This window comes from Mesorhizobium sp. P2_H9 (assembly GCF_056403215.1).
The window spans coordinates 277,210-291,649 of the sequence record NZ_JBFUFX010000001.1 but is presented as its reverse complement, the minus strand read 5'-3'; the positions used below and the strand labels follow the sequence as shown (position 1 = coordinate 291,649).

At 64.3% G+C, this 14,440-nt stretch carries 11 protein-coding genes; 3 read left to right on the top strand and 8 right to left on the bottom strand.

Annotated elements, in window-relative coordinates; all coding sequences use genetic code 11:
* Positions 1 to 30 precede the first annotated feature (30 nt).
* Genes betB through betI form a run of 5 tightly spaced genes read right to left on the bottom strand, consistent with a single transcriptional unit; the run spans position 31 to position 6,309 of the window.
* Positions 31 to 1,494, bottom strand: coding sequence for a betaine-aldehyde dehydrogenase (gene betB / locus AC1DXN_RS01490; protein WP_477271969.1), 1,464 nt, complete (start codon positions 1,492 to 1,494; stop codon positions 31 to 33).
* 52 nt (positions 1,495 to 1,546) lie between these two features.
* A complete protein-coding gene (gene betA / locus AC1DXN_RS01485; RefSeq protein WP_477271971.1) occupies positions 1,547 to 3,199 on the bottom strand; it encodes a choline dehydrogenase in 1,653 nt (550 codons plus the stop codon).
* On the bottom strand, positions 3,192 to 4,193 hold the full coding sequence (locus tag AC1DXN_RS01480) for a threonine/serine dehydratase (RefSeq protein ID WP_477271973.1): 1,002 nt from the start codon (positions 4,191 to 4,193) through the stop codon (positions 3,192 to 3,194). Before AC1DXN_RS01480 ends, betA begins: the two co-directional genes overlap by 8 nt.
* Positions 4,193 to 5,722, bottom strand: coding sequence for a choline-sulfatase (betC, locus tag AC1DXN_RS01475; protein ID WP_477271975.1), 1,530 nt, complete (start codon positions 5,720 to 5,722; stop codon positions 4,193 to 4,195). The genes AC1DXN_RS01480 and betC overlap by 1 nt, the downstream gene beginning before the upstream one ends.
* Positions 5,719 to 6,309, bottom strand: coding sequence for a transcriptional regulator BetI (betI, locus tag AC1DXN_RS01470; protein WP_477271977.1), 591 nt, complete (start codon positions 6,307 to 6,309; stop codon positions 5,719 to 5,721). The genes betC and betI overlap by 4 nt, the downstream gene beginning before the upstream one ends.
* Before the next feature lie 209 nt (positions 6,310 to 6,518).
* Here betI and AC1DXN_RS01465 point away from each other — a divergent pair, with 209 nt between their 5' ends.
* Together AC1DXN_RS01465 and AC1DXN_RS01460 are read left to right on the top strand one after the other, a co-directional pair.
* On the top strand, positions 6,519 to 7,685 hold the full coding sequence (locus AC1DXN_RS01465) for an acetyl-CoA acetyltransferase (RefSeq protein ID WP_477271979.1): 1,167 nt from the start codon (positions 6,519 to 6,521) through the stop codon (positions 7,683 to 7,685).
* A 25-nt stretch (positions 7,686 to 7,710) separates the two neighbouring features.
* Entirely contained in the window at positions 7,711 to 8,715 is a 1,005-nt protein-coding gene (locus AC1DXN_RS01460; RefSeq protein ID WP_477271981.1) for an asparaginase, read from the top strand.
* 141 nt (positions 8,716 to 8,856) lie between these two features.
* On the opposite strand, the gene AC1DXN_RS01455 is transcribed toward AC1DXN_RS01460, so the two are convergent.
* The gene (locus AC1DXN_RS01455; protein WP_477271983.1) at positions 8,857 to 10,233 is read right to left on the bottom strand and encodes a TIGR03808 family TAT-translocated repetitive protein; all 1,377 of its coding nucleotides are present in this window, start codon (positions 10,231 to 10,233) and stop codon (positions 8,857 to 8,859) included.
* 121 nt (positions 10,234 to 10,354) lie between these two features.
* Between AC1DXN_RS01455 and greA the strand changes: the two genes are divergently transcribed.
* A complete protein-coding gene (gene greA / locus AC1DXN_RS01450; protein ID WP_477271984.1) occupies positions 10,355 to 10,828 on the top strand; it encodes a transcription elongation factor GreA in 474 nt (157 codons plus the stop codon).
* A 32-nt stretch (positions 10,829 to 10,860) separates the two neighbouring features.
* Here greA and scpA read toward each other — a convergent pair whose 3' ends face one another.
* Positions 10,861 to 12,984: a methylmalonyl-CoA mutase gene (gene scpA, locus AC1DXN_RS01445; protein WP_477271986.1), complete on the bottom strand. Its 2,124-nt coding sequence runs from the start codon at positions 12,982 to 12,984 to the stop codon at positions 10,861 to 10,863.
* Positions 12,981 to 14,423 (bottom strand): methylmalonyl-CoA mutase subunit beta, encoded by a 1,443-nt coding sequence (locus AC1DXN_RS01440; protein WP_477271987.1) that lies wholly within the window; start codon positions 14,421 to 14,423, stop codon positions 12,981 to 12,983. The genes scpA and AC1DXN_RS01440 overlap by 4 nt, the downstream gene beginning before the upstream one ends.
* Between the last annotated feature and the right edge of the window lie 17 nt (positions 14,424 to 14,440).

The following is a 14,440-nucleotide window of genomic DNA, read 5'->3' as shown; positions in this document are numbered from 1 at the left end:
GGAGATTACGCGCTCGCCCGATTTCGCCAATCAATACGGACTGGCCACATCCCCAGTCTCGACGTAGATCGATTTCAGCTGCGAATAGAGCGCCAGTGCTGCCAGTGAATTTTCCCGCCCGATGCCCGACTGCTTGAAGCCGCCGAACGGGATTTCGACCGGCGTCAGATTGTAAGCGTTGATCCAGCAGGTGCCGGCCTGCAGCTCGGCGATGACGCGGTGGGCGCGCGGCAGGTCGCGCGTGAACACGCCGGCGGCGAGGCCGAATTCGGTGTCGTTGGCGCGATCGATCACCTCGTCCTCGCCGTCGAATTTCAGCACGCTCATCACCGGTCCGAAAATCTCCTCGCGGGCAATGCGCATGCTGTCGGTGACGTCGGTGAACACCGTGGGCTCGACGAAGAAGCCGCCGCCAAAACCCTGCAGCGACGGCACGTTGCCGCCGCAGGCGAGCGTCGCGCCGTCCTGCTTGCCGATCTCGATATAGGAGACGACCTTCTCATGCTGCGCCTTCGAGACCAGCGGCCCCATCTGCGTCTCGGGATCGAGCGGGTCGCCGATGCGGATCTTTTTCGTCCGCTCGACCAGCCGTTCGACGAAGCGGTCGTGGATGCCGCTCTGCACGAACACGCGTGTGCCGTTGGAGCAGATCTGGCCGCTCGAATAGAAATTGCCGAGCATGGCGCCGCCGATGGCGTTTTCGAGATCGGCGTCGTCGAACACGATCAGCGGCGACTTGCCGCCGAGCTCCATGGTGGCGTGCTTCATTTTTGAGCCGGCGAGCGCCAGTACCTTGCGGCCCGTCGGCACCGAACCGGTGACCGAGACCTTGGCCACGACATCATGGCCAACAAGCCCGGCGCCGACATCGCCAAAACCTTGCACAACATTGAACAGCCCATCGGGCAGGCCGGCTTCGGTGTAGATTTCGGCCAGCGCTAGCGCCGATAGCGGCGTGTTCTCGGACGGCTTGAACACCATGGCGTTGCCCATGGCCAGCGCCGGTGCCGATTTCCAGCCGGCGATCTGGATCGGATAGTTCCATGCGCCGATGCCGACGCAGACGCCGAGTGCCTCGCGCCGCGTGTAGGCGAAGGGTCCGCCGAGATCTATTGCCTCGCCATTGTAGGCAGCGACCGCGCCGCCGAAATATTCGAGGCAATCCGCTGCCGACGGCGCATCCGCGACCAGTGTTTCCTGGATCGCCTTGCCGGTGTCCAGCGTCTCGATGCGCGCCAGGTCGGCATTGCGGGCGCGCAAAATGTCGGCGGCGCGGCGCAGGATGCGTCCACGCTCGACCGGCTTCAGCCGCGCCCACGCCGGTTGTGCTGTCCGCGCCGCCTCGATCGCCAGTTCCAGCACGTTCGGCGTCGCCGAGCGCAGCATCGCGATGGTCTCGCCGGTCGCCGGATAGATGACCGGCAGCGGCGCGCCGCCTTCGTCTTCGATGTAGCGTCCATTGACATAGTGCGATGCCGTGGGCTGGGCGCGCATGATTTTCTCCAAACTGTATTCGCTATTGCGGAGCACTCTGCCCGACAATGCCCTATCGATCCGCCACCTGCCAGCGCGGATTGATCCAGGGTTCCTGGTTGGACGGCGCCAGTGGCGTGCGGCCCAGAATGTGGTCGGCGGCCTTCTCGCCGGTCATGATCGACGGCGCATTGAGGTTGCCATTGGTGACGCGCGGGAAGATCGAGGAGTCGGCGACGCGCAGCCCTTCGACACCGATGACGCGGCATTGCGGATCGACGACGCTCATCGCATCGTCGGCACGGCCCATCTTGCAGGTGCCGCAAGGATGGTAGGCGCTCTCGGCATGATCCCTGATGAAGACATCGAGATCGTCGTCCGACTGGACGTGACTGCCCGGCGAGATTTCCTTGCCACGATAGGCGTCGAATGCCTTCTGGCCGAAGATCTCGCGGGTCAGTCTTATGCAGTGGCGGAACTCGGTCCAGTCGTCTGGATGCGACATGTAGTTGAAGCGGATCACCGGCTTCGATTTCGGGTCGGGCGAGCGCAGCGTCACCGAGCCGCGCGACTTCGACCGCATCGGCCCGACATGCGCCTGGAAGCCGTGCGACTGCGCCGCCGCCTTGCCGTCATAGCGCACCGCCGCCGGGATGAAATGATACTGAATGTCGGGATAGTCGACGCCGGCCTGCGAGCGCACGAAGGCGGCCGCCTCGAAATGGTTGGTGGCGCCGAGCCCGGTTTTGAAGAACAGCCATTGCGCGCCGATCAATGCTTTCGAGAATGGGTTGAGCACCGAATTCAGGGTGATCGGCTGTGTCGATTCCTGCTGGATGTAGAGCTCCATATGATCCTGCAGATTGCGACCGACGCCGGGCCGGTCGGCCACCACGGCAATGCCGTTTTCGCGCAAATGCTCGGCCGGGCCGATGCCGGACAGCATCAGGATCTTTGGCGAATTGATCGACGATGCGGCAACGATCACTTCACGTCGTGCCTTAACGACCTGAATCTGTTTGTGAGCTTCGATCTCGACGCCGATGGCGCGTTGATTCTCGATGATCACCCGCCGCGCGAAGCCTTTGACCACACTGACATTCTTGCGTTTCAAAGCCGGCTTCAGATAGGCGCTCGCCGCCGACCAGCGACGGCCGCCGCGGATGGTCTGCTCCATCGATCCGAAGCCTTCCTGCTTGGAGCCGTTGTAGTCGTCGGTCAGTTCGAAACCGGCCTGGCGGCCTGCCTCGACGAAGGCGCCATAGAGCGGATTTCTTCTGGGGCCGCGCTGGACATGCAGGGGGCCGCCGTGGCCGCGCCAGCCATCCTCGCCGCCGTCCGAGTCTTCCATGCGCTTGAAATAGGGAAGCACGTCCGCGAAACCCCAGCCGGTCGCCCCTTGTTCGGCCCAGTGGTCGAAGTCACGTGCATGGCCGCGCACATAGACCATGCCGTTGATCGACGACGAGCCGCCGATGACCTTGCCGCGCGGCGTTGCCAGCACGCGGCCGCCGAGATGCGGCTCCGGCTCGCTGGCAAAGCCCCAGTCGTAAAGGCTCATGTTGAGCGGGATCGACAGCGCCGACGGCATCTGGATCAGCGGCCCGATATCGGTGCCGCCAAATTCGATGACGATGACCGAATGCTTGCCGTCCTCCGACAGCCGGTAGGCCATGGCAGAGCCGGCCGAGCCGGAGCCGATGATGACGAAATCTGCTTCAAGCATGGTTCATATGCGCCATAAAATCGGCGAGCGAGACATTGCCGCCGGTAGCCACAACCAGGACGGTTTTACCCGCCACATCCACCTTGCCGCCGAGCAGTGCTGCCAGCGACGCGGCGCCCGAAGGTTCGAGCACCAGCTTCATCCGCTCAAAGGCGATCTTCATAGCGCGGCGTACCGATTGGTCGTCGACAGTGATGCCACGAACGCCGGCAGCCTTCACCGCCGCGAACGGCGCGTCGCCGGGCCGTCGCGACATCAGCCCGTCGCAGATCGACTTCGGGGCGATCGGCATGGTCTCGATGGCGCCATGCTCCAGCGATGCGCCCATGCCGTTGAAACCCTCCGGCTCGACGCCGATGATCTCGGTCTTCGGCGACAGATAATGGAAGGCGAGCGAGACGCCGCCGATCAGTCCGCCGCCGCCGACCGAGCAGAACAGAAGATCGGCGCTGGCGCCCTTGGCATCGAGTTGCTCGAGCGCCTCCAGCCCAGCGCCCGCCTGGCCGGCGACGATCTCCGGATCGTCAAACGGATGGAGCAGTATGAGGCCCTCGGTCTCGGCGATCTCGCGCGCCTTGGCGGCGGCAACTTCCTCACGCGCCCGATCGCCATGATCGGTCAGCACGACGCGCGCGCCATAGCCAGCCGTGGCGTCGCGCTTGGCGGCCGGCGCATCGATCGGCATGACGATGGTGACGGGAATGCCAAGCGCCTGGCCAGCGGCGGCCAGCCCTTGCGCGAAATTGCCGGAGGAGTAGGCGACGACACCCTTTTTGGCCTCGTCAGCCGACAGCTTCTTCAGCCGCCAATAGGCGCCGCGCACCTTGAACGATCCCGCCCATTGCAGCGATTCCGGTTTGATGAACACGCGCGCCGCACCGGTCTCGCGGGCAAGGGCTGCCGATTCCAGCAACGGCGTGATCTGCGTCGCCCGGGAGGTGACGGCATAGGCCTGCTTGAGGTGGTCGAGGGAGGGGACGAGAATTGTTGTCATCATTCGCCTCGCGGATACCGTTTGCTCTCTTCGAGATTGTCGAGGTTCATGTGGTTGCGCATGTAGCGCTCCGAGGCCTTTTGCAGTGGCTGGAAATCCCAGGGGTAATAGGCGCCGTTGCGCAGCGCCGGATAGACGACCCAGCGGCGCGCCTGGCTTTCGCGTACGGCGGCGTCGAACCCGGCCATGTCCCAGCGCACCCGAACCTTGTCCATGAACGCGGCCACCAGAGCTGCGTTGGCCGGATCGGTGGCGAGGTTGTTGCGCTCGAGCGGATCGGATTCGAGATCAAACAGAAGCGGCGGGTCGAGCTCGCAATGGACGAATTTGTATCTGCCGTCGCGGATCGCCACCAGTGGCGCGGAGGAGCCTTCGGCGGCATACTCGATCAACACCGGCGCCGTGCGCGGCTCGCCGTCTGTAAACGGCAGCAGCGACCGGCCGTCGGTCCATGGCGCGATCGCCCCGATATCTATACCGGCGAGGTCGCAAAGCGTTGGCGTCACGTCGAGATTGGAGACGGGCGCCTCGATCAGCCCGGCTGAAACACCCTTGCCGGCGATCATCAGCGGCACCCGCGCCGAGCCCTCGAAGAAGCTCATCTTGAACCACAGGCCGCGCTCGCCGAGCATGTCGCCATGGTCGGAGCAGAACAGGATGATGGTGTCGTCGAGCATGCGCGTTCGGCCGAGAACGTCGAGAAGCTCGCCGAGCTTGTCGTCGACATAGGAAATGTTGGCGAAATAGCCGCGCCGCGAACGACGCACCTGCTCAGGGGTGATCTCGAAGGACGAATAGTCGCTGGCGCGGTACAGCCGCTGCGAATGCGCATCCTGATCGTCATAGGCGATGAATCCCGTTTCCGGATCCAGCGCCTGGCAATGCTCATAGAGATCCCAATACTGCTTGCGCGCCACATAGGGATCGTGCGGATGCGACAGGGAAACGGTGAGGCACCAGGGCCGATGCTTCGCATCGTCCTGTTCGCGCGAAAGCTGATAGAGTTTCTGCGTGGCGAGGAACACGACCTCGTCGTCATATTCCATCTGGTTGGTGGTCTCGGCGACCCCCGCACCGGTCACCGAACCGAGATTGTGATACCACCAGTCGATCCGCTCGTCGGGCTTGCGATAGTCCGGCGTCCAGCCGAAATCGGCGGGATAGATGTCGGTGGTCAGCCGTTCCTCAAAACCATGCAACTGGTCCGGCCCGACGAAATGCATCTTGCCCGACAGGCAGGTGTAGTAGCCGGCGGCGCGCAGATGATGGGCGAAGGTGGGGATCGACGAGACGAATTCGGCGGCGTTGTCGTAGACCCCGGTGCGCGACGGCAACTGCCCGCTCATGAACGAGGCGCGACCCGGGGCACAGAGCGGCGACGCGGTGTAGTTGTTCTTGAAGCGGGCCGAACGCGCAGCCAGCGCCTTCAGATGCGGCGCATGCAGGAACTCCGCCGGCCCGTCCGGGAACAGCGTGCCGTTGAGCTGATCGACCATGACGATCAGGAAATTGGGTTGCTTGGCTGTCACTGCTGCTGTCGCCGGCTGAGTTTGGTTTCCAGATAATCCTCGATCAGGCCGATCGCGGTCGCGGCATCGGGCACGCCGTCCTTCAGCGCACGCCTGATATAGAGCCCGTCGATCATTGCCGCCGTCGCTTCGGCAACGCGGTCGGCCTCGCTGCGCGGTAGGATGCGGGTCAGCCCGCTCAGCAAATTGGAGTGCAGGCGCCGCGCATAGACCTTGAGCAGCCGGCGTAGCGCTGTCGATTTCTGCGCCTCGACATAGAAGGCGAGCCAAGCGGCGATGGTCTGCGGATGGAACTGGACGTCGGAGAAGTTGACCGCGACCACCGCCGAGACGCGCTCACGCGGCGTCGTGGCCGAACCCAGGGCGCGCAACGTGTCGGCGGTCAGCTCGGCCAGGATGTAGCGCATTGTCGCCAGCAGGAGTTCATCCTTGGCGCCGAAATAGTGGTGGGCCAGCGCCGATGACACGCCGGCACGCCCGGCGATTTCCGACATGGTCACGTCCAACGAGCCGCGCTCGCCGATCGCCGAGATCGTCGCGTCGATAAGCGCCCGGCGGCGCAGTGGCTCCATTCCGACTTTCGGCATTGTTGTTCCCGGCTCTTGCCGCCATGATTATTTTTTATTGACGGATCAATCAACAAAAATCCAACGCGATTTCGAGGCGAAGATCAGGTGGCCCAACGACAGGCGTTTCTGGCTCTTCACGCGGCGAGGAAAACGGTTCATGATTGAACAATATTCGAAGCGCAGGCGCCGCAGGACGTGCTAGGCTGGCGTCGAGGATGGAGGTTGAGATGACAGCATGCATCGTCGGCTGGGCGCATTCGCGCTTCGGCAAGCTCGAAGGCGAGACGCTGGAGAGCCTGATCGTCAAGGTGGCAACGGACGCGCTCGACCATGCCGGCATCGGCCCGGACGAGGTCGACGAGATCGTGCTCGGCCACTTCAACGCCGGCTTTTCCGCCCAGGATTTCACCGCAAGCCTGGTTCTCCAGGCCGACGACCGGCTGCGCTTCAAGCCGGCGACGCGGGTGGAGAACGCCTGTGCCACCGGCTCGGCGGCGGTCAGGCAAGGCATCCGCGCCATCGATGCCAATGCCGCTCGCATCGTGCTGGTGGTCGGCGCCGAGCAGATGACGACGACATCAGGCCCCGAGATCGGCAAGAACCTGCTCAAGGCCTCCTATCTGCCCGAGGACGGCGACACGCCGGCTGGCTTTGCCGGCGTCTTCGGCAAGATCGCGCAAGCCTATTTCCAGCGCTACGGCGACCAGTCGGATGCGCTTGCCATGATCGCCGCCAAGAACCACAAGAACGGCGTCGACAATCCCTATGCGCAGATGCGCAAGGATTTCGGCTATGAGTTCTGCCGCCAGGAAAGCGAAAAAAACCCCTTCGTTGCCGGTCCCTTGAAGCGCACCGACTGCTCGCTGGTCTCGGACGGCGCCGCGGCCTTGATCCTTGCCGACACCGCAACCGCGCTGAAGATGCGCCGTGCCGTTGCCTTCCGCGCCAACCAGCATGTGCAGGATTTCCTGCCAATGTCGAAGCGCGACATCCTGACCTTCGAAGGCTGCGAGCAGGCGTGGAACCAGGCGCTGAAGCAGGCCGGCGTCACGCTCGACGATTTGTCCTTCGTCGAGACGCATGATTGTTTCACCATCGCCGAGCTGATCGAATATGAGGCGATGGGTCTGGCCAAACCGGGCGAGGGGGCGAAGCTGGCCATGAGCGGTGAGACCGCGAAGGACGGCCGGCTGCCGGTCAATCCCTCCGGCGGGCTGAAGGCCAAGGGCCACCCGATCGGCGCCACCGGTGTCTCCATGCATGTGCTGACCGCCATGCAGCTTGTCGGCGAGGCCGGCGGCATCCAGGTGCCGGGCGCAAAACTCGGCGGCATCTTCAACATGGGCGGTGCCGCGGTCGCCAACTACGTTTCCATTCTCGACCGGATCAGATAAACCGCCCGCATTTACGGGAGGTGACATGACAAATCCGGTTCTGGTCGAGGTCTTGCGCGGCGCGATCGTCGAGAGCGGCCATCGCGGCGCCGTCGCGGTCTTCGATGCCGACGGCAAGCCGTTCCTGGAGATCGGCGACACGACGCGCCCGGTGTTCCCGCGCTCGGCGGTCAAGGCGATCCAGGCGCTGCCGTTGGTCGAAAGTGGCACCGCCGATGCCTATGGCTTCGGCGACCGCGAGCTGGCGCTGGCCTGCGCCTCGCATTCCGGCGAGCCGGCGCATGTCGAACTGGCGCGTGCGATGCTGGCCAAGGCCGGCCTCGATGAGACCGCCCTGGAGTGTGGCGCGCACTGGCCATCGAGCCACGACGCGGAGATTGCGTTGGCCCGCACCGGCCGCGTGCCGAACCCGCTGCACAACAACTGCTCCGGCAAGCATTCGGGTTTCCTCTGCACCTGCGTCCACGCCGGCATTGCCCATCGCGGCTACGTCAAGGCGGGCCATGCGCAGCAGGAGATGGTGCGCGATGCCATGCAAGCGGTGACCGGCGCGAGCCATGGTGCCGAGGATTGGGCGATCGACGGCTGTTCGATCCCGACCTACGCCGTGCCGCTGCGCAGTTTTGCCTTCGGCTTTGCCCGCATGGCGACGGGCAGGGGCTTCGCGCCCGAGCGCGCCAAAGCGGCGAAGCGGCTGCTGTCGGCCTGCATGGCCGAGCCGTTCCTCGTCGCCGGCACCGGCAAGGCCGACGTCGCGCTGATGCAGGCCGCGCCCGGCCGTATCTTCGTCAAGACCGGCGCCGAAGGCGTCTATTGCGCAGCACTTCCCGAGCTCGGCCTCGGCATCGCGCTCAAATGCGATGACGGCGCCGGCCGCGCCGCCGAGGCGATGATCGCCACCGTGCTGGCCAAGCTGCTACGGACCGACGCGGCTCTCGCCGCGACATTGACCGAACAGGCAAATCCAGCCATCGCAAGCCGGATCGGCGCCAAGGTCGGCGCGCTACGGCCGACAGCGGCGCTCAGCTGACGAATACACGCCTCCCGGTGAAAATTCGGGTCAGGCCGAGCCGAAAATGGTGGGTTCCGAGAACCGGAACGGAGCGTACTTTGGTACGTGAATACCGGAAGCGGAGGGAGCCACCATTTGCAGGCCGGCCTCACCCGAATTCTAGCTGACGTGGTTGCGCTCGACAGTGAGATGCGCGTATCCCGCATTGCCTAGCGAGGCGAGATCGCCGGTCACGGGCTCGGCCCAGCGCTGGCCAATGATGGCGCCGTTTTTCGCGCCGTCGATGACATTGTCGGAAATAACAGCTGTCCCGGCTCCTTCGACCACGGTGACGGCGATGCCGATTCCCACCTTGCGGATGATGTTCCCGGTCGCCACCACATTGCGCATATACGCACCCCAGCCGATCTGCATGCCGTAGAGCGGCGCGTTCTCGATGACGTTACCGGAAACCGTGGTGTCGGCCTCGACGCTGATGCCGACACCGAAGCCGGGCACATCGGCGGGGTAGGGACCTGACGTCGAGAGGTTGCGCACGATGTTGTTCGAGCACACGCCCATGCGGCCGCCTTCGTTGAAATTGACGATCGAGATGCCGTTGGCAGCGCCGTCGACGATGTTGTTGCTGAGGATCGCGCCTTCGAAGGCAAATTCGGAATAGAGCGCCGTTTCGCCCGACCGCGAGCAGGTGTTGCCGGTGACCTGCAAATTGCTGGAACTGTTGGCGCGGATCGCCGAGAACGCGCAGTCGGAGACGATGTTGCCCGAGATCGAGACGTTGCCGGCGCGAAAGGCATTGATGCCATTGCCGTTCTGGCCGGTTCCGCCGCTGCGGGCGCCAATGCGCTGGACGCGGTTGCCGCTGACGATGGTGCCGTCTTCAGCCACTTGCCAGCGATGCACGAGGATGCCGCCATTGCCGCAATCGGATACGGTGTTGCCTGTGATTTCCAGTCCGCCGGCCTCGACGGAGTAGATGCCGGCGTCGGCAGCACCCGAAATCTCCGAACGCTCGATGCGGCCCGACGCGTGCTCGAGCGCCAGTCCGTGCTTGCCGCTGCCGGTGATCCGGCAATTGTCGACGACGAGGTGGGCGATGTGGCGCAAATCGAGCAGGCCTTGCACGTAGTCGGCCATCCAGCGGTTGGCGCCGTCGAACACCAGCCCGCTGAATTCGATATGCTCGGCCTGTTCGGTCATCGCCAAATGGCCGTTGCCGCCATAGACGATGCGCGAAGCACCCGGCACGCCGGAAAGCCTGACGCGGGCAGGCAAGGTGAGGTTGGACACGACATAAGCGCCTGGTGGCAGGAACACCGGCATGTCGCCCTCGCTGGCGTCGCGCAGCAGCTTGGCGAAGGCCTTGCTCTGATCGTCAAGCGTGCCGGGTTGCACGCCGAGATCGGTCGCGTTGATCGAACCGCGCATCGAGGCCTTCTCGATGCCGGGCAGGCTGGCAGCGGCTGCCTTGCCGAGCGAGAGGCCGATCACGGCAAAGCCGGCGGTCTGCGTCAGCAGCGTTCGTCTGTTCAACATCGGCACAGAATCCTGGCGTCCGGTCGTGATATCGCAGGATTCGTGCCAGGCGCCGCAGGCCCTGAGGTCGGCTTGCCGGCAATGGCTTGTGCAGTCGCAGCGACGCGCCTAAATTCCATGCATGAGCAGAGCTTTCACCCGCGAGGAAGACAGCGAAAATGCCATTGCCGGCATCGGCGAGCGGCCGGTCAGCCCGCACCGCAATCTGGTGACGGAACACGGCCTGGCGCAGATCGAGGCGGAACTCGCTGGTCTGCGCGACGAACTGGCCAAGGCGGAGAAGAAAGCCGAGCGCGAGCGCATCGCGCTGGTGTCACGCGACCTGCGCTACTGGACCGCACGGCGTGAGAGCGCCGAACTGTCCGTGCCGGAGCCCGGCAGCGATCTGGTGCGCTTCGGCATGGGTGTCACGCTGCAAGGCGATGACGACAGGAAAGTCCACTGGAAGATCGTCGGCGAGGACGAAGCTGACCCTGCCAAAGGCAGCATTTCCCACGTCTCGCCGATGGCCTTGGCCTTGTACGGCAAGAAGGTCGGCGACGTGGCGAGCGTCAACGGCAAGGAGTGGGAGATCGTCAAGCTCTCGGATAGCTAGAGCTTTCACCTCTGGTGCGCCGATTGGCGCCTCTAACCGCCAGTCAGCAGCCGATCCATCAGCCGCTCCGCCGCTTCCGGGATGACCGTGCCCGGCGGGAAGATTTCCGCCGCACCGGCCTGCAGCACCGCGTCGTAATCCTGTGGCGGGATGACGCCGCCGGCGACGATCAGCATGTCGTCGCGGCCGAGCTTCTTCAGCGCGTCGCGCAGTTCGGGAATGAGCGTCAGGTGCCCCGCTGCCAGCGATGAAGCGCCGACGATGTGGACGTCATGTTGGACCGCGAGCTTTGCGATCTCTTCCGGCGTCTGGAACATCGCGCCGACGGTGACGTCGAAGCCGAGATCGGCAAAGGCGGTGGCGATGACCTTCTGGCCGCGATCATGGCCATCCTGTCCCATCTTGGCGACGAGGATGCGCGGCTTGCCGCCGTTTTTCTTCTCGAAGGCCTCGATCTTTTCCTGCAGCCGGTCGACCACCGGGTTGTCGCCGAGCGCGTTGCGATAGACGCCGGAGATCGTCTGCACCGAAGCGACATGGCGGCCGAAGACCTTTTCCAACGCCAATGAAATCTCGCCGACCGTGGCATTGGCGCGCGCGGCACGGATGGCGAATTCCAGGAGATTTTCACCGCTCTCGGCGGCACGGGTCAGGGCATCGAGCGCGCTCTCGGCAGCGGCGACATCGCGTGTACCCTTCAGCCGTTGCAGCTTCGACAATTGCCGCGCCCTGACTTCGGCATTGTCGATCTTCAGCACATCGACGTCGATGTCGTTCTCGGGGCGATGCGCGTTGACGCCGACCAGCATCTGCTCGCCGGAATCGATGCGCGCCTGCGTGCGCGCCGCCGCCTCTTCGATGCGCAGCTTGGGTATGCCTTTTTCGATCGCAGCGGCCATGCCGCCGAGGCTCTCGACCTCCTCGATATGGGCGAGCGCGCGCGCCGCCAGATCATGCGTCAGCCGTTCGAGATAGGCTGAACCGCCCCACGGGTCGACAATGCGCGTGGTGCCGGACTCCTTTTGCAGGATGAGCTGTGTGTTGCGGGCGATGCGGGCCGAATGGTCGGTCGGCAGCGCCATCGCCTCGTCGAAGGAATTGGTATGCAGTGACTGCGTATGGCCTTGCGTCGCCGCCATCGCCTCGATCATGGTGCGGATAATGTTGTTGTAGGGGTCCTGCGCCGTCAGCGACCAGCCCGACGTCTGACAATGGGTGCGCAGCGACAGCGAGCGCTCGTCCTTCGGCGCGAAATTCTTCTTCATCAGGCTCGACCACAAAAGGCGCGCTGCCCTCAGCTTGGCGACCTCCATGAAGAAGTTCATGCCGATCGCCCAGAAGAAGGAAAGCCGCGGCGCGAAACGGTCGATGTCGAGGCCGGCGGCGACGCCGGCGCGAGCATATTCGATGCCGTCGGCAATCGTGTAGGCGAGCTCGAGGTCGGCTGTCGCGCCCGCTTCCTGCATGTGATAGCCGGAGATCGAAATCGAATTGAACTTCGGCATGTGCTTCGACGTGTAGGAGAAGATGTCGGAGACGATCCGCATCGAAGGCTTTGGCGGATAAATGTAGGTGTTGCGTACCATAAACTCTTTCAGAATGTCGTTCTGAATGGTTCCGGCCAGATCCTTCTGCGCAACGCCTTGTTCTTCCGCCGCCACGATGTAGAGCGCCATGATCGGCAGCACCGCGCCGTTCATGGTCATCGACACCGTCATCTCGTCGAGTGGGATCCCGTCGAACAGCTGGCGCATATCGAGGATGGAATCGATGGCGACGCCTGCCATGCCGACATCGCCGGCCACGCGCGGATGGTCGCTGTCATAGCCGCGATGGGTGGCGAGATCGAAAGCGACCGACAGGCCTTTCTGACCGGCGGCAAGATTGCGCCGGTAGAAGGCGTTGGATTCTTCGGCTGTCGAGAAGCCGGCATATTGCCGGATCGTCCAGGGTTGCTGGACATACATGGTCGGATAGGGGCCGCGCACGAAGGGCGGCATCCCAGGATAGGTGTCGAGGTTCGGCAACCCCTTGAGGTCGCTTTGATTGTACAGATGCTTGGCAATCAGGCCTTCCGGCGTCAGCCGCTGGCCCTTGATTTCGACAGGCGCGCGGCGTGGCGGCACCCAGCCTATCTGGCTGAAATCCGGGATCAAGATGCTGCTCCGATCGACTGGTCGATACGAACAGGAAACAGCGGCTCGCACACCGCCACACCTTCGGTGAAGGCTGGCCGCCGCTCGGCTGCCAATGTCTCGACCGGACGTTCGCTTGTCTGCGGATAAAGCGTCGTGCCGATGATCGCCCTTTCGCCGGCCAGATAGGCGGCGTTGCGGCCGGCGGCAGCCGCCTTGACCCGTTTCTGGATATGCCCTTGCTGCAGGCTGGACAGCACGCCGCCTTCCGCCTCGATCTTCTGGAACTCGTCCCAGGCGGCTTCGCAGAGGCCCAAAGTCAGCGCTTCGACGGCGCCCGAGCCATAGGCGGGGTCGGCGACATGGTCGATATGGCTTTCATTGGCCATGATCAGCTGCGCGTTGCGCGCGACGCGGCGGGCAAAGCCGGCCGGCAAGCCATGCGCAATAGTGTGCGGCAGGATGGAGATCGAATCCGCGCCGCCAGCGGCTGCTGCGAAACAGGCGATCGCGGTGCGCAGGATGTTCGTCTCCGGATCCGCCATCGTCATCATGCGGAACGACGTTTCGGCGTGGACATTGGCGGTCGAGGCGGGGATCGAGCAAGTCTCCTGGATCCGCGCCCACAGCCGGCGCAGCGCCCGGACCTTGGCCATCGACAGGAACTGATCCTGGTCGACGCTCAGCGCAAAGCCGATATGCGGAGCCGCATAGACAAGCGGCTGGCGCGCCTGCTCGAACATTCTGAGATAGGAGACCGCCGAGGCCAGCATGGTGCCGAGCTCCTGCGCCTCGGTGGCGCCGGCATTGTGGAACACCCGCCCGTCCGCCTCCAGAAGCACACCGGGCACACCCATCGAGAAGAAATGCGCCAGCGATTGCGGCATCGATGCCTGCAAGGCCTCGATCGACATGCGCAGCCGGCCGGTGCCAGCAAAGATCGCCGCCGGATCGATGCCGAAGGAGAGGTTGAGCTTGGCTGGGTCGGAGCGGCGTTTACCGAGGAACGCCACCAGCCAGTCGGCCACGGCGCGGCTCCACGGATGCGCGTCGATGCGCACCTGGATGCGGTTGAGCGGCACGCCGTCCAGAACCGTTTCCAGCGCCTTCGCCGTCCGCGGCAGGCCATAGCCGAACGCATTCGGCGCCCCTTCGAAGACCAGCGACAATCCCGTGGCGCCCTGTGCGACGTCGTCCATCGCCTGGGCTTTGGCACGCCCGACATCCGGATCGTCGATGCGCTGGCTGACGATCCACGGCGATCTCGGATTGACGCGGACCAGCGGTTCAGCCGTCAGCGAACGATCATAGAGCGGCTCGATGCGGATGCCATCGTCGGTATGGGAGACCAGCTTTTCCTCGAAGGAACCGCCGGCGAGCGCCTTCTCCGCCAATGCCAGCCATCGCTGCCGGTCAGCGTTCGGAAGGTCGTCATCCCTGGTCAAGGCACCGGCGCCCATCCACATTCCTCATTTTG

What these genes read in the sequence shown, in the direction of transcription:
- betB (WP_477271969.1), bottom strand. Translation starts at nt 1,494, where the DNA reads ATGCGCGCCCAGCCCACGGCATCGCACTATGTCAATGGACGCTACATC.
- betA (WP_477271971.1), bottom strand. Translation starts at nt 3,199, where the DNA reads ATGCTTGAAGCAGATTTCGTCATCATCGGCTCCGGCTCGGCCGGCTCT.
- AC1DXN_RS01480 (WP_477271973.1), bottom strand. Translation starts at nt 4,193, where the DNA reads ATGACAACAATTCTCGTCCCCTCCCTCGACCACCTCAAGCAGGCCTAT.
- betI (WP_477271977.1), bottom strand. Translation starts at nt 6,309, where the DNA reads ATGCCGAAAGTCGGAATGGAGCCACTGCGCCGCCGGGCGCTTATCGAC.
- AC1DXN_RS01465 (WP_477271979.1), top strand. Translation starts at nt 6,519, where the DNA reads ATGACAGCATGCATCGTCGGCTGGGCGCATTCGCGCTTCGGCAAGCTC.
- AC1DXN_RS01460 (WP_477271981.1), top strand. Translation starts at nt 7,711, where the DNA reads ATGACAAATCCGGTTCTGGTCGAGGTCTTGCGCGGCGCGATCGTCGAG.
- AC1DXN_RS01455 (WP_477271983.1), bottom strand. Translation starts at nt 10,233, where the DNA reads ATGTTGAACAGACGAACGCTGCTGACGCAGACCGCCGGCTTTGCCGTG.
- greA (WP_477271984.1), top strand. Translation starts at nt 10,355, where the DNA reads ATGAGCAGAGCTTTCACCCGCGAGGAAGACAGCGAAAATGCCATTGCC.
- AC1DXN_RS01440 (WP_477271987.1), bottom strand. Translation starts at nt 14,423, where the DNA reads ATGGGCGCCGGTGCCTTGACCAGGGATGACGACCTTCCGAACGCTGAC.